This window comes from Pseudomonas sp. Ag1 (assembly GCF_000278565.1).
Classification (GTDB): Bacteria; Pseudomonadota; Gammaproteobacteria; order Pseudomonadales; family Pseudomonadaceae; genus Aquipseudomonas.
In genome coordinates, this window is record NZ_AKVH01000107.1 from 92,302 (window position 1) to 114,184 (window position 21,883).

The window sequence follows — 21,883 nt, forward strand, 5'->3', positions numbered from 1 at the left end:
TCAGTATGCCGCGTTCCGCTGTCTGGTTGCGATCACTTGGCGCGATGAAGTTGGCGCAGGTTGCCAATCACCGAAGCCAGGGCGCGGTCGAACAACAGCGCATCATCCAGGGTTCGCACCGCGCCGCGCTTGAACTCCAGGGCCAGTTCAAGCGGATTTTTTTCCAATACCTTGAGGCCGGTTCGATTGACGAAAATACAGGTATTGCCCGGCGCAATAATCGCCGTCAGCTTGCAACGCAGGGTGTTTTCGGCGTCTTCCTGAAATTCCACCCAGCAACCGATCCGCAGTTGGCGAACCTTGAGCAGGTCGGGATCATCTTCCGGCAGGCTCGCCTCGATGGCCGGTGCCGCGGGACTGAGGACGAATGCCTCGCGCACCTCGACTTGCGACAGCGACGGTTGTTCCTCGGCACTGCCCCGGAACGATTGGACATGCAGGGTTTGCAAGCGGGTGAAAAATTCCCGGGTAATGAAGGGATCGAATGCCGCGCCGCTCAACCCATCGCGCAAGGCTTTCAGCAAGCCTGGCAACTGCTCCAGCAGGTGCCGGCCGGCTTCGGTGTCTTCGCTGAGGCCGACACTCCAGATCAACTCGTCCATGGTGCGCAACCCGGCCAGCCATTGTGGCGAGTGCTCGCCATGCTTCAGGCACGCCAGCAACAGCACCTGGCTCCAGGCCTGTTGCAGGAACTGCACCACGACCTCGGGCAGTACTTTGCCCAGCAACCGCAGATTGAGGGCTTCGGCTACACGCTGACGAGCGATTTCGGTACGGGCGCGCCCTTCTTCTGCATCGCGGGTACGTTGCTCCAGCAATTCGCTGCGGCGTCGCTCGTCATGGGTAAACGCGGTGAACTCGGTCAGTAACTGGGAAAAGATTGCCGGATCATCCACAAAATCATTCAACAACCGCTGCACCACCTGCTCGATGTGCAGGTACAGGCTGTCGCGCTGATAATCGTCGCGCTGGCTCCAGCCCATGGCCGCCGAAGCGATTTCATTGAGCAAGCGTCGCGCCGGGTGATTGGTGCGGCTGAAAAAACTCTTGTCCAGCACCGCCACTTTCAGCATCGGGATCTGCAGGCGGGCGATCAGCGCCTTGAGGGACTCGGGCACCGTACCGTCATTGAGGATGAACTCGAACAGCATGGCGATCAGGTTGATCACATCCTCGTCCGCATCCTCCACCACCCGCGACTTGCCGCTCTTGACGCTGACCCGGGTCAGCAATTGTTCAAGCTGGTTGCGCAGGTCGAAATCGTCCTCGACCTCAGGCTCAGGCACATATTGCTGCAAATGGGAGAGCAGGCGCAGCAAGTCACGGGTGGAGATGGGCTGGGTCTCGGCGCTGGCTTCCAGCGTGGGTGCCACGCTGCCGCGCACTGCCGACAGCAATTCCTGCAACGCCGCGAAAACTTCCTGGCCGCTGTCGTCTGCCGGGTGGCCGGCAATCGGCGGGGTGTCTTCAGGCAACTCGGCCGTGGCGACGGCGCGCCGCGATGGCACGGCCTTGAGTTCGGGCAATACGCCGGTGGCGATCAGCAACTGATTGGCTTCGCCGTACAACAGATCAGCGTCACTGAGCACGTATTTCTCAAACAGCTTGAGAATGATCAGCTTGACCCGGATTTCCACGCCAAGGCTGCGTCCTGCTTGCAGAAAAAACGCGCACAGCATTGCCGGGCCCAGGGGGTTGTCCCGATCATCCAGACGTTTGTCGAGCAAGGCATTCAGCCGGGCTGTCAATTGCCCAAGGGCGAGCCCGTCACGGCGCAGCACCTTGCCCAGCATGGCCTCGAGCGCGACGGCTTTTTCCAGTTCATCGCCCGAGCCCCCGGGCGCCGCGGTGTAGGACACCACCGGAATCAGTTGCAGCTCACCGCGCTCCACGTTGCCAAGATTGGCAAACGCTTCGTAGAGTTGCTCCATGAAGCCACGCTCGAAATTCTTGCGTTTGAGGCGCAGGTCGCGCATGGCTTCAAAGAAAATACCGTGGTCGACGTTACTGCGGGTCTTGTCGGCCATTTCGAACAGGGTGTCGTCGGCGTTATCAAACAGCTCCTGCAGTCCCTGCCTGAGTTGCTGCGCCGCCTTGTCACGGACCTGGAGCAACACCACCGGCAGGCGGGCGAGCGGCGATGGCGTCGCCCGTGCCTTATTGATCGGCACCACCTTCCCGTCATTGTGCATCCTGGCCTCCTGAAACGGCGGTATTCGATTGTGTGAAAGATCGGTGCAGCAACGGCGCGAAGCACGCCGGGGCACTGCGAAAATCGGGCTATCACCGTGACGTCAAAGCTATGACGCCAATTGCAAGGCGCGAGATTATCTTGCAAATGAGGGTTGTTGCGCCAGCGAACTATGTGATCGCCGTGTAAATGAACATCGCGCACCGCACCCGTGGTGCCAGTTGCCTTGGGTTCAGGCCCGCCCTGCCCCTATAATCCAGGCACTTTGTTTGTGGAGCCTGTTATGCCCAATCTTCGTCTAGCCGACCTGACCGCCGAAATCGAAGCCAACGTGCGTCGCGCACTGCTGGAAGACATCGGCAGCGGGGATATCACCGCACAACTGATCCCCGCCGAACGCCTGGCCAAGGCCACGATCATCACGCGCGACGCCGCCGTCATCAGCGGCACGGCCTGGGTGGAAGCGGTGTTTCGCCAATTGGACCCACGCGTCGCGGTGCATTGGCAGGTGCGCGACGGCGAACGTGTCAGCCCCAACCAGGCGCTGTTTCACCTCGAAGGCCCGGCCCGCTCGCTGCTCAGTGGCGAGCGTTGCGCGCTGAATTTCCTGCAACTGTTGTCAGGCGTTGCCACCCGCGCCCAATACCTGGCGGACTTTGTCGCGTCCACCCAGGTCAAGCTGCTGGATACCCGCAAGACCCTGCCCGGCCTGCGCCTGGCGCAAAAATATGCAGTGACCTGCGGTGGTTGCCACAACCACCGCATCGGCCTGTATGACGCGTTCCTGATCAAGGAAAACCATATCGCAGCCTGCGGCGGCATTGCCCAGGCCATCAGCGCCGCCCACAAGATCGCCCCGGGCAAGCCGGTGGAAATCGAAGTGGAAAGCCTGGAGGAACTGCGTGAGGCACTGGCGGCGGGCGCCGATATCATCATGCTGGATGAGCTGAGCCTGGATGACATGCGCGAAGCAGTGCGCCTGAACAACGGCAAAGCCAAGCTGGAGGCCAGTGGCGGGATCAACGAAAGCACCCTGCTGCCCATCGCTGAAACCGGCGTGGACTACATCTCCATCGGGGCGATGACCAAGGATGTGAAGGCGGTGGATTTGTCGATGCGGCTTAGTCTCTGAAACGCCCTTGAATGTAAGCGCATGCTTTTGTGGCGAGGGAGCTTGCTCCCGCTGGAGTGCGCAGCGCTCCAAAGGTTTTTGGGGTCGCTTGGCAACCCAGCGGGAGCAAGCCCCCTCGCCACATTAAACTTGTGTCAGATCGCGAGATTGTTCATCCCGCAATACTCGTTCCAGTCGACACCCAACACCTCGGCCGCTTCCTTGTGCAAAGCCAGGCGCGCCGCCTCGAACGCTTCGGGGGTGGAGGTGTACTTCAGGGTCAGTTCCCATGGCTGCAGGCCCTGGGCCTCGGCCTCATCCTCAAACGCCCATTGGATCTGGTCCCTTTGATCATCGGCGCTCAGGTCCTTGATCTCATCCAGCAGTTCCGGCGATTCCGCGACGTACTTTTTGAGGGCTGCTTCGTGCCGCGCTTCCTGGGTCATTTCTTGTGTGGTCATGTCGTTCTCTTAGATCGAGGAATGGGGATGCATCTGGGTCATCAAGGTCGCGCAGATACAAAAGAACAGGCATGAATACCGGTTCGTCTGGCCTTCAGAACCATTCTGGGATCATCTGAAAACTGTGTTGCCTTTGTGCCCGAGACAGGAATCGAACCTGCGACCTTCGCGTTACGAGTGCGCTGCTCTACCGGCTGAGCTACACGGGCGGTGGGCTAAAGCTAGCACTGCCTTGGACGTCCGGCAACTCACTGCATTTCGAGGGCAATCACACCTTGCACCCAAAAGCGTGGCTGCAGGTGACCGTTGCCCAGGCCCATGTAGCGCTCGCTGCGCTCCGTGAGTCGGGGCACGTCACGAATCGCGACGAACACCAGCAAGCCCACGGCCACGACGCTCGCGGCCATCCACACCCTGTACAACGCCGGCACCGGGGCGACCGATGGAACGCGCCACACATGCAATCCCATCAGCCAGCCAACCACCAGCGCCAGCCAGAGTTGCGACACCGGCATCACGATCACCCCATCCACCTGTGCCTGGGCCAGTGCACCGATCAGCGAGGCAAACAGGCACAGGCGCAGCAGGTCCACGGGCGCCAATGACAACGCACGCTCACGCAACACGCCCAAGGTTGACCAACCCGCCCACGCAACCAACGCGATCACGCACAGCGTCGACGGTACGCCCCATTCGCTGGCCCACTGCAGAATCGCCTGGTGAGGGTGAGCGGCAATGTCATTGGCGATGTCGGCAAAATGCATCGGCCCGAAACCCAGCCAGGGCCGCTCGATAATCATGCTCCAGGCCTGCCACCATATCGGCCCACGCCCCGAGAGGCTGGTGGTCAGTCGGTCTACGGCACCATTGGAAATTACAATCCCCAAGTACCCTGCCAGCACCGTGAAGACCAACCAATACAACACTAACCCACAGGCCAGTGCCGCCAACTGCCAGCCCAGCCAACGGCGCCCCTGCGGCCCCAGGAACATCAGCACGCAGCCGGCAGCGCCCATACCGAGCCAGGTGCCGCGGGTACCGCCACCGATCGCGATCAGCCACCAGACACACAGCAGGGCGAACACTGCGCCCCGCGCTGGACGAGCGACGTTTGAAACCAGCAAGGGAAGCGCCAGCAGCGGCAGGGTGAAGGTCTGGAACTGACCGTAGAAACGTTTATTGGAGAACCCGGACAACAGCAAATCGGTATTCACGATTGCTTCGCCGCTGGTGAAGGCGAGTACCCCGGCGTGCAGATATTGAATACTTTTAACCATGCACAGCAGCAATACGAACAGGACCAATACACGATCCAGGGACTCATCCCCATTGCGCCTGGCCCGGCTGAAAGCCACAGCAGTGGCGCAACAACTGATGAGCAGCGCCAGCTCGGTCAACGCCCAGAGTGGCTGGTGGGCCAACAGGGCCGAAACCAGCCCCGCGCCCCCGATCAGCGACACCCCGAGCGCTGTCGACCTGTCTACGCATCGCTCTGCCTGCGGCAAGCACAGCCCATACACCACCGCACACAGCGCCACCCATATCTGCACCGCACGTTGCCAGTCATGACTACTGAAAGGCGCGCAGATCGCCAGCATCAGCAGACACATAACCACGACGAGGAATATGTTCCCCCGCTGCTGGACAGACGACGTCATCGGCAACCTCTACTTCCTTGTGATGGGCGTAGAGCGGTTTACACACACGCTCTTCCTTGCTGCGTAAACAGTAGACGACCTGATGATCACGCGCCGCCGGAAGCACAACCTTTAGCGGCGTATTGGTCTTCTGCCGTGGTGGTGCACTTCCAGCCGGTTGTGGCGCTACGGGTCAAGGTGATGATCTTGCCCAGGACCGGCGCGGGTGCATCGAGGATTTCACAGGCAATCGTGCCAGCACCGGTGGCGATGTCGCCGGTCACGTCAATCCTGCAGTTGGCCGTTGGGCTGGTCCCGCCAATCAACGCCAGGGTCGGTGGCGTCCCCTGGTTCAGCGTGTCTTCAAAGCCCGCCTTCAACGCGGAGACTTCGGCCAGCCCTGCGGTGAACTTGGCCTTGGCCTGGTGCTTGGTGTACATGGGCAGGCCGATGGTGGCCAAAATGCCGATGATTGCCACGACGATCAACAATTCGATCAAGGTAAAACCTTTCTGACGCATCACATTCACTCTCCAGAATAAAACCTTTCGCGAGGCGCATCCTGCACCCCGTCTCGGCAACCGCGCCAGTGTACTCACCCCCGCGCAACCAATGCTGAACAAGACGCACAAACTGACATTTTTTCGCTCACGGCGAGCCTGCCCGAATCCGTCACCTGACTAAGCTATAAATCTTCCACTGTCTGTGTGCGGAACCGTGAAATGAATGATGTTTCAGCGATCTATGCCTGGGAAGGCGTCAACCGCAAAGGGCGCAAGGTATCCGGAGAAACCCGTGGTCACAATCCCGCCCTGATCAAGGCACTGCTGCGCCAGCAAGGTATCAACCCTGGGCGCGTACGCAAGAAATTCGCCGGTTGGCCGAGCCTCGCCCTGCCGGTCAAACCGGCAGAGATCGCCCTCTTCACCCGCCAATTGGCGACGCTGCTGAAGGCTGGTATCGCACTTTTACAGGCGCTGGATATCATCGCCGAGGGCTTCGACAACCGGCATATGGGGGCGCTGGTACAAGGCTTGAAGCAGGAGATCGCCTCCGGCAGCAGCCTGGCTGTCGCCTTGCAGAAATACCCACGCTACTTCGATGATCTGTACTGCAACCTGGTTGCGGCGGGTGAACAGGCGGGCGCACTCGAAGCGCTGCTGGAAAGGGTGGCCATTCACCTGGAAAAAAGCGAACAGCTGAAAGCCAGAATCAAGAAGGCCATGACCTATCCCGTGACGGTACTGGCAGTCGCCACCGCTGTCAGCGCAATCCTGCTGATTCATGTGGTGCCGCAGTTTCAGGGGTTGTTTGCCGGCGTCGATGCACGACTGCCGGGCTTTACCCTGGGCGTCATCAGCCTGTCGGAGTTCATGCAGCAAAGCTGGTGGATGCTGATCCTGGCCGCAGGTGCCGGTTTCGCAGGACTGCGCAAAGCCTATCGCTCGTCCACAGGCTTTCGCCACTGGCTCGATGCCAGTTTGTTGAAAGCTCCCGTGGCAGGCACACTGCTGAAAAAGTCGGCGGTCGCCCGCTACGCTCGCACGCTCTCGACCACCTTTGCGGCGGGCGTTCCATTGGTGCAAGCATTGGATTCCGTGGCCGGCGCCACGGGTAACGGGCAGTTCAAACAGGCAATCAATCGTATGCGGCACGACGTTGCAACCGGAATCCAGCTGAATGAATCCATGGCCATAAGCGGCCTGTTTCCAGGCATGGCGATCCAGATGACGGCTATCGGCGAGGAGTCGGGCACCCTCGATAACATGCTGGAAAAAGTCGCCTGCCACTACGAGGCTGACGTCGATAACCTGGTGGACAACCTTACCAGCCTCATGGAGCCGCTGATCATGGTGGTACTCGGCGGCATCGTCGGGGCATTGGTGCTGGCCATGTACCTGCCGATCTTTCAACTCGGTACAGCCTTTTGAGCACGCCACTGACTGAGATCCTCGTTTATCAGCCGTGGGTGTTTGTGTCAGGCGCGTTGCTGCTGGGCTTGATTGTCGGCAGTTTTATCAACGTGCTGGTATGGCGCCTGCCGAAGATGCTGGAACGTGAATGGCGAGCCCAGGCCCATGAAGTACTGGGCCTTCCCGCCGAGCCTGTCGCCGCGCCCTATAACCTGATGCACCCAAACTCCTGCTGCCCGCGTTGCAACCACCCGATTCGCCCCTGGGAGAATATTCCGCTGCTCAGTTATGTACTGCTCAAGGGACGTTGCTCAAGTTGCCATCAATCTATTGGCGCGCGTTATCCCATCACTGAACTGGCGTGCGGGCTGATCTCGGCGGTTGTCGCCTGGCATTTCGGTTTTGGCTGGGCAGCCGGAGCGGTGTTGTTGTTGAGTTGGGGCTTGCTGGCGATGAGCCTGATCGATGCAGACCACCAACTGCTGCCGGATGCGTTGGTGCTACCGTTGCTCTGGCTGGGGTTGATCCTCAACAGCTTTGGCGTTTTTGTTTCAATGCCCGATGCGTTGTGGGGCGCGGTAGCCGGTTACATGAGCCTGTGGTCGGTGTTCTGGGTGTTCAAGCTGATTACCGGCAAGGACGGGATGGGGCACGGGGATTTCAAGCTGCTGGCCATGCTCGGGGCCTGGGGCGGCTGGCAGATCCTGCCGATGACGCTGTTGCTGTCTTCCCTGGTGGGTGTGATGGGAGGCCTGATTCTATTGCGCCTGCGCAAAGCCCAGGCATCCACTCCAATGCCTTTTGGTCCGTATCTGGCAATTGCCGGCTGGATTGCATTGCTCTGGGGTGGTCAAATAACCGACTTCTATTTGCAGTCTGTCGGTTTCAGATGACCACTTCTGTCGCAACACCCTGGATTCTTGGCCTCACTGGCGGCATCGGCAGTGGCAAAAGCGCCGCCGCCGAACACTTCGTCCGGCTTGGCGTGGACTTGATTGACGCCGACCACGCCGCGCGCTGGGTAGTCGAACCCGGGCGCCCTGCCCTGGCGCAGATTGCCGGGCATTTCGGTGCGGGTGTGCTGCAGCCTGACGGGCAACTGGACCGCGGCGCGTTGCGCAAGCTGATCTTCGAAGTGCCCGACGAGCGCCGCTGGCTGGAGGCGTTGCTGCACCCGCTGATCGCCGAGGAGATTCGCAGCCACCTGGCGCGTGCACAATCGCCTTACGCGATCCTGGTGTCACCACTGCTGATCGAGTCCGGCCAGTACACCATGACCCAGCGGGTGCTGGTGATCGACGTGCCGCAATCGTTGCAGATACAGCGTACCCTGCAACGCGATGGCATCAGCGAAGCGCAGGTGCAGGCGATTCTCAAGGCCCAGGCCACCCGTGAAGACCGCCTGCGCCATGCCGATGACGTGCTGGTCAATGACCAGGACCTGGCCCGGCTGCACGCCGAGGTCGAGCGACTGCACCACTTTTACCTTACTTTGCGTGGAGGCCGATCATGAGCCAACCCTTGAACGTCGAATGCCCAACCTGCGGCGCACCTGTGGAATGGAAAGCAGAAAACGTCAACCGTCCCTTCTGTTCGGACCGTTGCAAACTGATCGACCTGGGCGCCTGGGCGTCCGAGGAACACAAGATCCCGGTCAGCCCGGACGCCGAGGACGACCTGTTCTCCGAAGACTTTCAGCCCAAACACTAAGGCCGCATAAAGCCATAGTCCTGCTGGTCGTCGAGATTCTCTGCAAGGTACTGCAGCTCGTCGGCCAGGTCTTCAAAACTGCGCACGCCCTTGCTCTGCTGCACCACCGCACTGAGCATGGCGCGCAGGGTCAAGCCCGGGTCAAAGCCGATTTCCTGCGCCGCGTCCTGGCTTCTGCGTAACTCCTGCCGTGCCCACTCGTACACACTCATGATTCCGTGCTCCTGGAAATTTTGCAGAGCATGCGACCACTTGCGCGTGCGGCATTTGACCTGGATCAAGGCCGCGGATCGTCATCCTTCCAGGGCGCCGAGAGGTAGCGAGTGCGGTTGAATGTCTCCAGCCACTCGGGGCAGAACACCACCAGGGCGCTGATCACCATGCCGTTGATAAAGGCCTCGGGGAAAATGATCAGCCACAAGTAGCCGACAAAATCCTCGATCCATTCCGGCATCGCAAAACGGCCATCGAACCACAGCAGCCCCAGGCCTGCCAGCAGGCACAACAAGGCCGACAGTGCGGCGGCGAAAAAGCCCGAACAGAAGATATAAACAAAGGGATTGCGTGGCTTCGCCCGCTCCACCAGCAGCGCACATCCTTCGGTGACCAGCACCGGCAACAGGATCAGCAGCATGCCGTTAATCCCCACGGCGGCCAGGTCCTGGCGGCCGAGCAACACCAGGCCGATTTGCGCGGCAAAGCCTCCGACGATCGCCAGGGGCCAATCGAGCAACAAGGTCACGGCGGTCATGCCGATGAAGTGGTAGGACACCCCAGTGTCGAAATCCCGGCGCACCAACCACAACATGAACAGTGCGAATACGGTGCCGAACAGCAAGTGCTGGCGTCGGCGGTCGGCAAACAGCTCGACCCACGGCGAACGCAGGAGCGCCCACATCACCACCGGCGCATACAGCAGCCAGCCGATGCTGAGGGTTTCCGGCGCCAACACCGCTGCGCTGATCACGGCTGCACCTGCTCCAGGGCCTGGCGCAGTTCAGCGGCGGAGTCGTATTCGTGCTGCGCCACCAGCGTCCCGTGATCCAGTTGCAGCCACAGCACTTTATCCACAGGTGCGGGATAGCGCGGGGTAACACGGGCATCGCGGTCGAGCATGACGCGATAGTTGTAGGCCTGCATCGCCGGCACCGCGAACATCTTCGCGATCAGCCGGGGCATGCGCTGGATATCGGCGAGAAACACCGCATGCCGAGCCTCCAGGTAACCCTTGGGCTGGCCTTGCAACGCTGCGTCGACGATTTTGGCGGCGTCCATGCTGCGCGCTACGAGCAAGGTTTGCGCCTGGTCATCCAGGGTGTAGGCCTGGTCGAACTGATCAAGCAACGTCCAGCGTGCAACGCGCTCACCCACTTCGACGGCTTGGGCCCACACGGGCAAAAGACTCAAGAACAGCACCACAAAACACTTCACTGCATACTCCTCATGCCACGGGAAACTGTCGAGTGGCCAGTCTACACCGACCTTTTGACGCGGGACTTCCTGCGGTCATCATTTGGACGCTAAGCTGGTGACATGGATGACTCAGATTATTTGCGGCTGCTCACCGTAGCGGCCGAACAAGCCAATGCTTTCCTGTCCAATGCCCGCAAATGGGAGCGTGAGCGTTGGGTCTGCCAGCGCCTGTTGCAAGGCTTGAACGTGCCCTATCGCGCCGAAGAATTCCACGCCGCCGGGCAAGAGCCGCCGGACGTGCTGTTTCGCGACGCCAGTTTTGAAGTGTTTTTCGTACTCGATGAAGGCCGGCGCCTGAACGATGAATGGCGTGACGAACTGCTGCGGCGGCGCAGCGCGTTTTCCCTGAGCCAACTGGTTCGGCGAGAAGCCAAGCCCCGGCGCATTCCCGCCCACGAATTCCTGTTGCGCCTGGCGCCCACCCTGCGCAAGAAAGCCCACAACTATAAAGAGCGCGGGATGGACCTGGGGGAGCTGGACCTCATCGCCTTCGCCAGCCTCAAGCGCGAAGTACTGGACCTCAACAGTCACTTCCCTCCTCCCACCGAGTACCTCCGCCAGGGCTGGCGCTCGCTGTCCCTCGTGGGGCCGACCTTCGCCCGCGTACTGTTCGCGCACCCGGACGCACCGGACTTCTTGCGCAACAATCTGGGGCGCAGCATAGTGTTCGATGTGGGCATCAGCCTGTGATCGGGTTGGCGACTATGCTTCAGGCAATGCCGCCAATCACCCGACTGTAACGTGGCGCCCTTCAGCAACGTCTACCTGACGAGGCCTTTATGACCAGCCGCCTGAACCCCGACGACCAACAGCATGTCGAAGAGTACCTGCAACTGTCCCAGAACCAAGTCGAGCGCAGGCCTTTCCGGCCCTGGCTGCTCCTTGCCGTGGTGCTGGTTGCAGTGATCGGCCTGGGTTTGCTGAGCCGCCTTTTGAGTTACCTGACGCTATGAGCTGCCTGGCGCTCGCTCGGGTAACTGCACCGATTTCCTTTAGCCTTGCGAGATATCCCCATGACCCATCGTATTATTATCGTCGGCGGCGGCGCCGGCGGCCTGGAGTTGGCTACCCGCCTGGGTAAGACTCTGGGCAAGCGCGGCATCGCCAGCGTCACCCTGGTGGATGCCAACCTCACCCACATCTGGAAACCCTTGCTCCACGAGGTGGCGGCCGGCTCGCTGAACTCTTCGGAAGACGAACTCAATTATGTTGCCCAAGCCAAATGGAACCACTTCGAGTTCCAGCTGGGGCGCATGAGCGGGCTTGATCGCGAGCAGAAAAAAATCCAGCTGGCCGCCACCCTCGACGAAGAAGGCCGGGAACTGGTGCCCGCGCGCGTGCTGGGCTACGACAGCCTGGTGATCGCCGTCGGCAGCACCACCAATGACTTCGGCACCGAAGGCGCGGCGCAACACTGCCTGTTCCTCGACACCCGCAAGCAGGCTGAGCGTTTCCACCAGCAATTGCTCAATCACTATCTGCGCGCCCATGCCGGGCAGACGGACGTGGTAGAGCAGATCAGCGTCGCCATCGTCGGCGCCGGTGCCACCGGCGTCGAGCTGGCCGCCGAACTGCATAACGCCGCACATGAACTGGCCGCCTATGGCCTGGACAAGATCAAGCCGGAAAACATGCACATCACCCTGATCGAAGCCGGCCCACGGGTGTTGCCTGCCCTGCCGGAGCGGATCGGCGGGCCTGTGCATAAAACCCTGGAGAAACTCGGGGTGACCGTCCTGACCAACTCCGCCGTGAGTGAGGTGACGGCCGACGCCCTGATCACCAGCAGCGGCCAGGTAATCCCGGCCAGTCTCAAGGTCTGGGCCGCCGGGATTCGTGCGCCAGGCTTCCTCAAGGACATCGACGGCCTGGAAACCAACCGTATCAACCAACTGCAAGTGCTGCCGACCCTGCAAACCACCCGTGACGAGAACATCTTCGCCTTTGGTGACTGCGCGGCCTGCCCGCAACCCGGCACCGATCGCAATGTGCCGCCACGGGCCCAGGCAGCTCACCAGCAGGCATCGTTGCTGGCCAAGTCGCTGAAACTGCGAATCGAGGGCAAGGACCTGCCGTCGTACAAGTACACCGACTACGGCTCGCTGATCTCGCTGTCGCGCTTCTCGGCGGTGGGTAACTTGATGGGCAACCTGACGGGCAGCGTGATGCTGGAAGGCTGGCTGGCGCGGATGTTCTATGTGTCGCTGTATCGCATGCACCAGATGGCGCTGTATGGCTTCTTCCGCACGGCGATGCTGATGCTGGGGAGCAAGATCGGGCGAGGGACCGAGCCGCGCCTGAAACTGCACTGACAGCACGTTCCGGGATAGGACTCGGTGAGTGTGGGAGCGGGCTTGCTCGCGAAAGCGGTGGTTCAGTGCCAGATGCACTGACTGACACACCGCTTTAGCGAGCAAGCCCGCTCCCACATTTGTTTTGTGGTGCGGACAGGATTCCGCGCACAAAAAAAATCCCCGTATCTTTCGATACGAGGATTTTTAATATGGTCGGGGTAAGGGGATTCGAACTCCTGACATCCTGCTCCCAAAGCAGGCGCGCTACCGGACTGCGCTATACCCCGGTAAAAAAAAGGCGACCTCTCAGTCGCCTTCTTCGATCAGCGCTTTTGGCCTCTGATCTTAAGATTCGATTCCAGCGTTAACTGGTCTCAAAAATGGTGGGTCGTGTGGGATTCGAACCTACGACCAATTGGTTAAAAGACAATTGGTTTTAGTGCTTCATAGCCCAGGATCGTGTTCGCTACACATAGCTGTTTCCGTGGCCTCGCAGCCTCTAATGAACCCACATTAGAGGCTCCAAACCATGAAAATCTCTGCGGTCGTTTCGACCAAAGGCGGCGTAGGCAAAACTACCATCGAGGCCAACCTCGGCGCTTTTTGTGCGGATGCAGGCCTGCGCGTGCTCATGATCGACCTAGATCCTGCACAGCCTTCGCTCTCCTCGTATTACCAATTGGTCGATGAAGCTCAAGGAGGCATCTACGACCTGCTGGCATTCAATATCACCGAATCAGCCAAGATCATATCCAGCACCACGATACCAAACCTGTCGCTTGTCATTTCCAACGACATCAACAACCAACTGAACAGCCTGATCCTGCAAGCACCTGACGGACGGTTGCGACTCGCCAACCTGATGCCGGGCTTCAAAGATCATTTCGACCTGGTACTGATTGACACCCAAGGCGCCAGGTCGGCAATGCTCGAAATGGTGGTCCTAGCCTCTGATTTGGTCATATCCCCACTTCCGCCCAATATGCTCGCTGCACGGGAGTTCAGCCGGGGATCCATGCAGATGCTGGACGGCCTGCGCGCCTATGGGCGCCTGGGCATGAAAATCCCTCCTGTGCGGATCGTCGTCAACAATCTCGACCAAACCACCGACGCGCAAATGATCGAGCAGTCGGTACGGGAAATTTTCCAGGACAATGACGAAATCAACGTTCTGGAATGCGTCGTCCCCTCCGCAGTGGTGTTTCGTAACAGTTCATCCCTGGGCGTCCCAGTACACCGCTTGGAATACAGACAGCCTTCCAACCGCATATCCCCTGCAGCCCTTGTCGTGATCCGCCAATTGGCCATTGAGCTTTTTCCAGAATGGCGTGACCGCTTCGAGGCCATGACCGAGGAAAAGGTAGCTAACTTGGTGAGGGAGGGTCGTTGAAATGGCGAAGCCCTCCATTACCGACGCCCGCAGTATTACTGCAAACCTCATCCTAGAGGTTGGCAAGTACTACAGCGCTCAGCAATTGCGCAGCTTGCAAGCCAAGCTCAGTGGAACCGCACGAGAAATCCGAGCCCTGACAAGCGGTTACCAATTACCCGGTCGGATTGGCGCTCAGTTGAGCGTTGACCAGCTTCAGCTTTTGCAGGACGCCGCGAAGCTTATCGAGTCAGTGAACTCGAACATTAAGCACGCGAAGGAAAAGCGCGGCCGCGACGAAAACCAAGCCAAACGCCGTCAGCAAAGTCGATATGCCGAAGCCAAACGCCTGGTAGCTGAAACATATTTAGAACCCTTTGCTCCTGAGCCAACGGCTTTGGACCCTCTTCTAGATATTCTTAAAACAGCGCTGACGCTTAATCGAGCAGACGTTTTCAGGAATGGTTATTCCCCTAGGGAGTTCAATCTCAGGCTCCGTGATTACCTGTCGCCTGCCAGAACTCGAAAGCTCATTGGCTGGACCAGCCCAAGTGCTTTTTGGATAAGCACGGTTCTCTCTCTTCGTAATGACGTTGTGCAAGCTGTTGAGCAAGAGATTGCTTACGACGATGGGTCAAGTGTTCAAGACCGCCTTGATGCCCTGAAACAGAAGGTTGCGGACTGCCTTGCCCGGACTCACCTCTCTGCTGATGAGGAAGAAACACTTCGCCTGTGGTCAGAGGCGCTCTCCCCCCGCCTCCAACAGGAAGGGGGTGAATGATGGACAAGCAAAAAGTCCTCAGCAAGGTCGCCAAACTCATGGCGCTGGCCAAGTCACAAGGCGCTGCCCCAAACGAAGTGGAAATTGCACTTCGTCAAGCTCGCCATTTGATGAATCAGTACAACTTGGAACACACCGAAGTCGCTGCCCATACAATCGAAGAATCCATTGTGGGTACCAAAACCCGTCGGGCACCGCAGGATTGGCTGCACAACCTGGCCTCAATCTGTTCCCAAGCCTTCGATTGCAGCCACTTGGCGTATTTCAATCCGCTACTTGGCTGGTCCTTCAAGTTCTTGGGGAAAGGTATTTCACCCGATCTGGCAGCTCACACCTATTCAACGCTGCATCACCAGCTTGTCGCAGCCCGACGAGCTCATGTTGCCCAGCAGAAGCGCTGCCAACTGAAAACCAAACGTCACCGCGGCCAACTGTTTGCCGAGGGCTGGCTCAATGCCGTCGCCTCTAAGGTGAACCAGTTTGCAGGTGGGATAGACGAAAACACTGCGCTGGAGATCCAAGCCTACCTGGAATGGCATCATCCAAAACTAACGCTAGCCATTATCAAGCCCATCGAAGCCAAAGGTCATGACACCCGCTCTTTGCAAGCGGGATGGGACCAGGGCAAGCATGCCAGGCTGCATCGTGGTGTCGGACAGCAGTCACAAGGAGCCCTTGGGCATGGAGGGAGCCAATGAGAACTCATTCGCTTTCACCTTTGGCCATGGCGGCGCTGGAACAAGCCAGATCCCAACTTGGGCTTGCCCCGGTTCACAAACACCATGTTTGGAGTGAGGCAGAAGAGCGCTCGCTCATTGCCCGCTATCCCAATGAACCGACTCAGGTCCTAGCCGCCGAATTGGGGCTCAGCGTCTATCAGGTCTATGCCAAAGCCAAACGGCTGGGCTTGAGCAAAAGCGCCGAGTTTCTTCGCAGTAGTCTCTGTGGCCGGCTTGACGGCAAGTTGGGCGCAGAATTCCGCTTTCCCAAGGGATCCGTCCCATGGAATAAGGGCCTTAAGGGGCTCCCCTCCTCTGGCCGTATGACTCAGACGCAGTTTAAGGCCGGCAATAAACCGGGGAACTGGCTGCCTATTGGCAGCCTGCGCACAACTCCTGACGGTTATCAGCAGAAGAAAATCACCGATACCGGTTACCCACCCGTTGACTGGAAAGCCGTGCATGTACTGCTTTGGGAGGAGCATCACGGACCAGTCCCTATAAACATGTGCGTGTGCTTCAAGGACGGCAACAAGGCCCATATAGCCCTGAATAACCTGGAGTTGCTGACGAGAGCAGAACGTATGCGTCGGAACACCATTCATCGGTATCCGGAAGAGCTGAAATCCGCAATACGCGCTATCGGCAAACTCAAACGCACCATCCGGGAGGTTGAACATGAAGAACAAGATTGAAGATCTACGTAATCACCTGTTCGTCGCGATCGAGAGCCTCCTGGACCCAGAAAGACCAATGGAAATCGAACGGGCCAAAGCGGTTGCCGAGGTTGCTCAGGTCATGATCAATTCAGCGAAGGTTGAAGTCGACATGGTCAAAGCCCTGGGGGCACGCAACGGGAGTGGTTTTCTTCAGATAGGCCAGGAGTCTGGGAAATGAATCACCTTGACCTCTCACCTCCCTACTCCGTAGAGGCTGAACAAGGTGTGTTAGGTGGGCTACTGCTCGACAACAACACCTGGGATCTCGTCGCAGACAAACTGGATGCCTCTGATTTTTTCCGACACGACCATCGGTTGCTGTTCCGGACAATGGCAAGCCTTGCTGACAAGTCCATTCCGTTCGACATCGTCACCGTCCACAACGCGTTGGAGGAGCCAGACGAAGCCGGAGGGCTGAGCTATCTGGGCGAGCTGGCCAAAAACACGCCGTCTGTAGCCAACATCGAGCATTACGCATCCATCGTGCGTAATCGCTCTCGGCTCAGACAGCTCATGTCCCTTGGATACCAATGCTCTCGCGAGGCGACAGACCCGTTGGCAAGTGCGGAGGATGTTCAAGAATCAATTGAACAGCAACTGTTCGCTCTGGGTGAAGGCAAGAGCGCAACGGAATTCGTCAATATCAACCAATGCCTGACGAACGTCGTCGAACAAATAGACGAACATTTCAACGGCAATATCACCGTGACCGGCCTGCCTTCAGGCCTGGAGGACCTGGACGAGCTGACGTCGGGTTTTCAAGAAGCCGACCTGATCATCCTCGGCGCGCGCCCGTCTATGGGGAAGACCTCTCTGGCCTTGAACTTCATAGATACGGCTCTGCAGGCAAAGCTTGATCGTACAGTTCAGGTTTTCAGCATGGAAATGCCGGCCAAAGCACTGATGTATCGATTGATGGGCATCCTAGGCCATATCGATCTGGGCAGGCTATTGAAGGGCAAGCTCGATGATGATGATTGGCCGAAGCTGACTGCAGCGGTTTCTCGTATTAATGGCTATGGAGAGCGGCTGGTCATCGACGACTCATCAGCGCTCACGCCTGCAGTAATCAGAGCTAAATCTCGTCGAGCAGCTCGTCGCTTCGGACACCCGAGCTTGATCCTGATCGATTACCTGCAGCTCATGCGCTGCCCAGGTCAGGAAAACAGGGCCAACGAGATCAGCGCTATATCCCAGTCCCTCAAGGCCCTAGCGAAAGAGATGAATTGCCCGGTGGTTGCGCTTTCCCAGCTCAACCGAGAACTGGAGCGACGGCCAAATAAGCGTCCGATCAACGCAGACCTGCGTGATAGCGGTGCGATTGAACAGGACGCGGACCTGATTATGTTCGTCTACCGGGACGAGGTGTACCACCCTCAGAGCGAACACAAAGGCATTGCAGAAATCATTCTCGGCAAGGCGCGTAACGGCCCAACTGGGACCGTACGAACAGCCTTCATCGCCAATCAGACCCGGTTTGCCAACCTCAGTCCCAACGCCGGCTGGCAAGGGGCTCAACTATGAAAAAGCACACCTCAGCGATGAATACTCTCGTACGCATCACTCACTGGTGCCTTCAATGCGATAGCCACCACCCGAAACATCAAGTGAGTGGCGCTCCAGCCTTACCCGGCGGTGAAGTGGACGAGCTTATTTGCCCTACTTGCAATAGCTATGACATCGAGGAGCTTCAGGAGGTGTCGGATGCACAGTAGCGCCGAGCTATTTCCTAGTATCCATGCCGGTGCCGTGTTCGAAGCCTCTGCTGTGGCTCATGCCCATAAATCTGGGATCAACCCGGTGGAGCTCGACGCATTAGCTCAAGCGATCGGCCGCCTTGCTCGTGACCACAGCACCGTGGTCCCAATGAGCATGCGTGAGGATCTGTTGGAGTTTGAGAAGCTCGGCTACGTCGAGCTGACCAACACGCCCAGCGCAACAATTACCGTTGAACTGCTCTGTGCGGGCGCCTTGCTATCCAGCTACTTCTGGTCGGTTTGGGTGCCCCGCTACCTCCAGTGCTGCTCGCTGAAAGTGGCCGTCATGTCTCACCTGCAACACCCCGCGGAAGTTCAGCACTGCAGCGTGGTGTTCCGCGTGCCTGGAGCACGTGAGGCTACGCGTCACTTTTTGCATGAGCTCGGTACCAAGTTTCCTGGCGATCAGGCTGAAATCATCGCGATCCAGACCGGTAACGTTCTGGCAGACAGGGATGCAGAGCTATGACCACCAATCTCCTACGCGGAAAAAGCGAGAGCCTTCGTGTACTCGTGAAGTTTGCTGAAGCGAATGGCTGGACGGTGTCTCGCACTCAAGGTGGCCATATCAAGTTCACGAAATCTGGCCTTGGATCGATTTACACCTCATCAACCGCAAGCGATTACCGCTCAGGCCTCAACGCCAAAGCCCGTATTCGTCGTGCTGATCGAGCTCAAACCCTACACTCGCAGGAGGCAATCTAATGCCTATCCGTCATTGCATCGTCCACCTGATCGACAAAAAACCCGATGGCACACCTGCTGTTCTCCAGGCACGCGATTCGGAGCTATCCGAATCGGTCGCCATCGAGAACATGCTTGCCGACCTCAACGAGAGCTATAACGCCAAACAAGGCAAGGCCTGGGGTTTCTTCCATGCCGAGTCCGGCGCGCACCCGTTTAGCGGCTGGTTAAAGCAGTACTTTGAAGGTGACCAGGACTTCACCGCCTTCAGCCACACGGCGGTCGAGCATCTGCAAAAGCTGATGGAAGAGTCCAACCTCTCCACCGGTGGCCACGTACTGTTTGCCCATTACCAGCAAGGCATGACCGACTACCTAACTGTCGCCCTGCTCCACCACAGTGAAGGCGTGGTGGTTACTGACGATCTGGACGTCACTCCTTCACGCCACCTGGACGTTGGCCAGTTGCACCTGGCAGCGCGTATCAACTTGTCCGAGTGGCAGAACAACAAGCAATCCAAGCAGTACATCTCGTACATCAAAGGCAAAAACGGTAAGAAGATCTCGGGGTATTTCAGCGACTTCATTGGCTGCATGGAAGGCGTCGACGGCCCGGGCGAAACCCGCGCCCTCCTCAAGGCGTTCAGCGACTTCGTTGAAAACGAAGACCTGCCAGACGAATCGGCCCGCGAGAAAACCAAGGCCCTGGTGGACTACGCCACCAGCCAGGCCAAGCTCGGTGAACCCATGGGCCTGGAGGAACTGTCAGGCTTGATCGATGAAGATCGCCCCAAGGCGTTCTACGACCATATCCGCAATAAGGACTACGGCCTGTCGCCGGAAATCCCCCTGGATAAACGCACTCTCAACCAATTCCGTCGGTTCACCGGCCGTGCCGAAGGCTTGTCCATCAGTTTTGAAGCGCATCTGCTAGGGGACAAGATCGAGTACGACGAGGCGTCCAATTCATTAGTCATCAAGGGGTTACCTACCCAACTCACTGATCAGTTGAAACGTCGCTGAACACACTTTCTACCCTAGGCATCGGAGCCCACCATGAGTAACAAACCACAGCGTCTGCATGAAGAAAAATTCGTTATTCGCCTGCCCGACGGGATGCGCGAACGCATCGCGTTGGAAGCACGTGAAAACGCCAGGTCGATGAACTCAGAAATTGTTTATCGGCTGGAGACAACTGCCGAACTTGAAGCTGCTCTGGATCGTGCTTTGAAAATCATTGACCAGCTTTTGGCGGCAAGCCCGGCTTATGAGCAGCCAGGAGCCAGAGTATGAAAGCGTCTTTGGCCCAAACCATGAAAGATAAGCTGTTGCTGCCGGCGTTTGAATCGAAGTCGCCGGTGGCAGCGCGAATGAGCGACCCCATCGTCGATACCCCCATGCTGTTGACTCTCGACGAAACGCTGCCGTATGACGAAAACCCAAGGACGACTCGTAACCCGAAGTACGATGAAATTAAAGAGTCGATACGAAATCGGGGACTCGATACGCCACCTCCCGTCACTCGTAAACCTGGGGAAGATAAGTACCGGATCCGCAACGGCGGCAACACTCGCCTGGCAATTTTAAACGAGTTGTATCGTGAGACCGGCGACGAGAAGTACTTCAAGTTTCACTGCCTATTTCGACCCTGGGACGCCGTTCGGGGCGAAATCATCTCGCTCACCGGCCACTTGGCTGAAAACGACCTCCAAGGCCAGCTCCTGTTCATTGAGCGGGCTATTGGGGTCGACAAAGCGAGAGCGCTGTATGAAACAGAGGCAGGGGAGTCTATCTCATTACGTGAGCTTTCACGGCGGCTGTCAGCGGATGGCTACCCGGTCTCCGCGTCTCACTTGAGTCGTATGCACGACACCATTCGGTACTTACTGCCAGCAATTCCAGGCGCGCTGTACTCTGGACTGGGAGTAGACAGAATCATAAAGCTTCTGTCTTTGCGCAAAACAGCTCTTCAGTGCTGGGATCGCAATTATCAAGAGCAGGAGCAGCACCTTGATTTCGATACGCTTTTCCAAGATGTACTGTCCCAGTTTGAGGGCGACGCTGAAGAATTTCTATTCCAGCGATTTCAGGACGAACTGATAGATCACCTTAAAAAGCCGCTGAACCTCGGCTACGAGCAAATACTGTTGGAAATCACTCAGAACCAGGACCAATTGCGCCGGTCTACGCCGGTTCTTGAGCTGCCACAGTACCCTGCATCGCAATTTGAGGGGGGGACTCAACTTAACGTTTCGAACAATGGCATTGAGGCTAATCAGAACCCTCTACAACTACCCCCTACTACTTCGGGGGGCAGCACACATAAGACGACGCCCTCCAAAGAGAGTCCTTCACCTCAAGGGGTGCAACAGCAACTGGCCCCAACTCCGCAGGAGCAAATGAGCCCACAAGAGCGCCAAGCACGTATCGATGGGCACGTTGCGAGCCCTGTGAAGACTTCTCCCAGAGTCGACAAGATGAAACGGGAGCTCGCTGCGCTTGACGGTGAGGTCTTGCCCGACTTCGCCTCCAATGCCTTGGTGGCCATCCCTGTTCAAGCTGGCGGACTCAATCCCATTTCTGACCTTTGGTACATCGAACGCGAAATAGACAATACCGCGACCCTGCGTCAGCACATCGCTCAATTGGCTCGCGAAATAGCCAGCTCGGTCAAAGCCCCAGGTCAATTTATCGATATCGATGGTGGCGTCGGGTTCAGCTACCGACACCCCGAAGCGGAAGTCGAAATTACTGCCACAGCCCAACATACCTTGACGCTGCTCCAGTCTTTGAGCGGCTCGATGGCCATCGTACTGAAAATGATTCAGCAGCAACCCAAGCTTCAAATCGACGCGTTGGCTGACTTTGAGTTCGCAGCCGGACTGGGCCAGATCTTACTGGGCCAGCCTCACACAAAAGATCAGCCCCCTGAAAGTGAATGCCGTCTCAGCGACGGCGCTCTAGTGAAGCTGTTCCGCATTATTCGTCTCGCAAGACGTTTGATTGACCTGGAAATCCAGTCAGTCGCCAACAACGGTCCGAATTCAGCCAGTTAACACACGGAC

The 21,883-nt window shown here is 58.2% G+C and carries 26 protein-coding genes and 2 tRNA genes; 19 read left to right on the forward strand and 9 right to left on the reverse strand.

The window, feature by feature from the left end; genetic code table 11:
• Nucleotides 1-32: 32 nt before the first annotated feature.
• Nucleotides 33-2,192: a DUF1631 domain-containing protein gene (locus tag A462_RS09210; protein WP_008437287.1), complete on the reverse strand. Its 2,160-nt coding sequence runs from the start codon at nucleotides 2,190-2,192 to the stop codon at nucleotides 33-35.
• A 282-nt stretch (nucleotides 2,193-2,474) separates the two neighbouring features.
• Between A462_RS09210 and nadC the strand changes: the two genes are divergently transcribed.
• On the forward strand, nucleotides 2,475-3,323 hold the full coding sequence (nadC, locus tag A462_RS09205) for a carboxylating nicotinate-nucleotide diphosphorylase (protein WP_008437288.1): 849 nt from the start codon (nucleotides 2,475-2,477) through the stop codon (nucleotides 3,321-3,323).
• A gap of 134 nt (nucleotides 3,324-3,457) precedes the next feature.
• Here the strand turns inward: nadC and A462_RS09200 are convergent, their stop codons facing one another.
• The 4 genes from A462_RS09200 to A462_RS09185 form a co-directional block, all read right to left on the reverse strand.
• Complete coding sequence (locus A462_RS09200; protein WP_008437299.1) at nucleotides 3,458-3,763, reverse strand: DUF6388 family protein; 306 nt, start codon at nucleotides 3,761-3,763, stop codon at nucleotides 3,458-3,460.
• A gap of 136 nt (nucleotides 3,764-3,899) precedes the next feature.
• Nucleotides 3,900-3,972: transfer RNA gene (locus A462_RS09195), tRNA-Thr, on the reverse strand.
• A gap of 39 nt (nucleotides 3,973-4,011) precedes the next feature.
• Nucleotides 4,012-5,421, reverse strand: coding sequence for an O-antigen ligase family protein (locus A462_RS09190; RefSeq protein ID WP_032899624.1), 1,410 nt, complete (start codon nucleotides 5,419-5,421; stop codon nucleotides 4,012-4,014).
• Between the two features lie 86 nt (nucleotides 5,422-5,507).
• Nucleotides 5,508-5,921, reverse strand: coding sequence for a pilin (locus tag A462_RS09185; RefSeq protein WP_003215925.1), 414 nt, complete (start codon nucleotides 5,919-5,921; stop codon nucleotides 5,508-5,510).
• Between the two features lie 201 nt (nucleotides 5,922-6,122).
• Here A462_RS09185 and A462_RS09180 point away from each other — a divergent pair, with 201 nt between their 5' ends.
• From A462_RS09180 to yacG, 4 genes are read left to right on the forward strand one after another with little or no spacing between them, the layout of a single operon-like run.
• Nucleotides 6,123-7,331, forward strand: a complete 1,209-nt coding sequence (locus A462_RS09180) for a type II secretion system F family protein (RefSeq protein ID WP_008437304.1) — start codon at nucleotides 6,123-6,125, stop codon at nucleotides 7,329-7,331.
• On the forward strand, nucleotides 7,328-8,206 hold the full coding sequence (locus A462_RS09175) for a prepilin peptidase (RefSeq protein ID WP_008437306.1): 879 nt from the start codon (nucleotides 7,328-7,330) through the stop codon (nucleotides 8,204-8,206). Before A462_RS09180 ends, A462_RS09175 begins: the two co-directional genes overlap by 4 nt.
• The gene (gene coaE, locus A462_RS09170) at nucleotides 8,203-8,826 is read left to right on the forward strand and encodes a dephospho-CoA kinase (RefSeq protein ID WP_008437307.1); all 624 of its coding nucleotides are present in this window, start codon (nucleotides 8,203-8,205) and stop codon (nucleotides 8,824-8,826) included. The genes A462_RS09175 and coaE overlap by 4 nt, the downstream gene beginning before the upstream one ends.
• The gene (gene yacG / locus A462_RS09165) at nucleotides 8,823-9,023 is read left to right on the forward strand and encodes a DNA gyrase inhibitor YacG (protein WP_003215918.1); all 201 of its coding nucleotides are present in this window, start codon (nucleotides 8,823-8,825) and stop codon (nucleotides 9,021-9,023) included. The genes coaE and yacG overlap by 4 nt, the downstream gene beginning before the upstream one ends.
• Here yacG and A462_RS09160 read toward each other — a convergent pair.
• From A462_RS09160 to A462_RS09150, 3 genes are all read right to left on the reverse strand, one after another.
• On the reverse strand, nucleotides 9,020-9,235 hold the full coding sequence (locus A462_RS09160) for a hypothetical protein (RefSeq protein ID WP_003215917.1): 216 nt from the start codon (nucleotides 9,233-9,235) through the stop codon (nucleotides 9,020-9,022). The genes yacG and A462_RS09160 overlap by 4 nt on opposite strands.
• A 65-nt stretch (nucleotides 9,236-9,300) precedes the next feature.
• The gene (locus A462_RS09155) at nucleotides 9,301-9,990 is read right to left on the reverse strand and encodes an energy-coupling factor ABC transporter permease (protein WP_003215915.1); all 690 of its coding nucleotides are present in this window, start codon (nucleotides 9,988-9,990) and stop codon (nucleotides 9,301-9,303) included.
• Nucleotides 9,987-10,454, reverse strand: coding sequence for a hypothetical protein (locus A462_RS09150; protein WP_008437311.1), 468 nt, complete (start codon nucleotides 10,452-10,454; stop codon nucleotides 9,987-9,989). Before A462_RS09150 ends, A462_RS09155 begins: the two co-directional genes overlap by 4 nt.
• Nucleotides 10,455-10,556: 102 nt before the next feature.
• Between A462_RS09150 and A462_RS09145 the strand changes: the two genes are divergently transcribed.
• The 3 genes from A462_RS09145 (at nucleotide 10,557) to A462_RS09135 (ending at nucleotide 12,808) form a co-directional block, all read left to right on the forward strand.
• Nucleotides 10,557-11,186 carry a DUF1780 domain-containing protein gene (locus A462_RS09145; RefSeq protein WP_008437312.1) on the forward strand — a complete coding sequence of 210 codons (630 nt, stop codon included), beginning with the start codon at nucleotides 10,557-10,559 and terminating at the stop codon, nucleotides 11,184-11,186.
• Nucleotides 11,187-11,275: 89 nt separating this feature from the next.
• Nucleotides 11,276-11,449 (forward strand): DUF3094 family protein, encoded by a 174-nt coding sequence (locus A462_RS09140; protein ID WP_003215908.1) that lies wholly within the window; start codon nucleotides 11,276-11,278, stop codon nucleotides 11,447-11,449.
• A 60-nt stretch (nucleotides 11,450-11,509) separates the two neighbouring features.
• Entirely contained in the window at nucleotides 11,510-12,808 is a 1,299-nt protein-coding gene (locus A462_RS09135) for an NAD(P)/FAD-dependent oxidoreductase (RefSeq protein ID WP_003215906.1), read from the forward strand.
• Nucleotides 12,809-13,000: 192 nt separating this feature from the next.
• On the opposite strand, the gene A462_RS09130 is transcribed toward A462_RS09135, so the two are convergent.
• Nucleotides 13,001-13,077, reverse strand: a tRNA-Pro gene (locus A462_RS09130).
• 242 nt (nucleotides 13,078-13,319) lie between these two features.
• On the opposite strand from A462_RS09130, the gene A462_RS09125 reads away from it, so the two are divergent.
• From A462_RS09125 to A462_RS09080, 11 genes are all read left to right on the forward strand, one after another.
• Nucleotides 13,320-14,180 carry a ParA family protein gene (locus A462_RS09125; protein ID WP_008437313.1) on the forward strand — a complete coding sequence of 287 codons (861 nt, stop codon included), beginning with the start codon at nucleotides 13,320-13,322 and terminating at the stop codon, nucleotides 14,178-14,180.
• Between the two features lies 1 nt (nucleotide 14,181).
• The gene (locus A462_RS09120; protein WP_008437314.1) at nucleotides 14,182-14,940 is read left to right on the forward strand and encodes a hypothetical protein; all 759 of its coding nucleotides are present in this window, start codon (nucleotides 14,182-14,184) and stop codon (nucleotides 14,938-14,940) included.
• Complete coding sequence (locus A462_RS09115; RefSeq protein ID WP_008437315.1) at nucleotides 14,937-15,638, forward strand: DUF2786 domain-containing protein; 702 nt, start codon at nucleotides 14,937-14,939, stop codon at nucleotides 15,636-15,638. Before A462_RS09120 ends, A462_RS09115 begins: the two co-directional genes overlap by 4 nt.
• Nucleotides 15,635-16,354 (forward strand): HNH endonuclease signature motif containing protein, encoded by a 720-nt coding sequence (locus A462_RS33630; protein WP_020301295.1) that lies wholly within the window; start codon nucleotides 15,635-15,637, stop codon nucleotides 16,352-16,354. Before A462_RS09115 ends, A462_RS33630 begins: the two co-directional genes overlap by 4 nt.
• Nucleotides 16,338-16,556, forward strand: a complete 219-nt coding sequence (locus A462_RS09105; RefSeq protein ID WP_008437317.1) for a hypothetical protein — start codon at nucleotides 16,338-16,340, stop codon at nucleotides 16,554-16,556. Before A462_RS33630 ends, A462_RS09105 begins: the two co-directional genes overlap by 17 nt.
• Complete coding sequence (gene dnaB, locus A462_RS09100) at nucleotides 16,553-17,902, forward strand: replicative DNA helicase (protein ID WP_008437319.1); 1,350 nt, start codon at nucleotides 16,553-16,555, stop codon at nucleotides 17,900-17,902. The genes A462_RS09105 and dnaB overlap by 4 nt, the downstream gene beginning before the upstream one ends.
• 180 nt (nucleotides 17,903-18,082) lie before the next feature.
• The gene (locus tag A462_RS09095; protein ID WP_008437321.1) at nucleotides 18,083-18,604 is read left to right on the forward strand and encodes a hypothetical protein; all 522 of its coding nucleotides are present in this window, start codon (nucleotides 18,083-18,085) and stop codon (nucleotides 18,602-18,604) included.
• Nucleotides 18,601-18,840, forward strand: coding sequence for a type II toxin-antitoxin system HicA family toxin (locus tag A462_RS34940; protein ID WP_008437325.1), 240 nt, complete (start codon nucleotides 18,601-18,603; stop codon nucleotides 18,838-18,840). The genes A462_RS09095 and A462_RS34940 overlap by 4 nt, the downstream gene beginning before the upstream one ends.
• Nucleotides 18,840-19,841, forward strand: coding sequence for a nucleoid-associated protein YejK (gene yejK, locus A462_RS09090; RefSeq protein WP_008437326.1), 1,002 nt, complete (start codon nucleotides 18,840-18,842; stop codon nucleotides 19,839-19,841). The genes A462_RS34940 and yejK overlap by 1 nt, the downstream gene beginning before the upstream one ends.
• A 33-nt stretch (nucleotides 19,842-19,874) precedes the next feature.
• Complete coding sequence (locus tag A462_RS35070) at nucleotides 19,875-20,111, forward strand: Arc family DNA-binding protein (RefSeq protein ID WP_008437327.1); 237 nt, start codon at nucleotides 19,875-19,877, stop codon at nucleotides 20,109-20,111.
• A complete protein-coding gene (locus tag A462_RS09080) occupies nucleotides 20,108-21,874 on the forward strand; it encodes a ParB family protein (RefSeq protein WP_008437328.1) in 1,767 nt (588 codons plus the stop codon). The genes A462_RS35070 and A462_RS09080 overlap by 4 nt, the downstream gene beginning before the upstream one ends.
• Nucleotides 21,875-21,883: the final 9 nt, after the last annotated feature.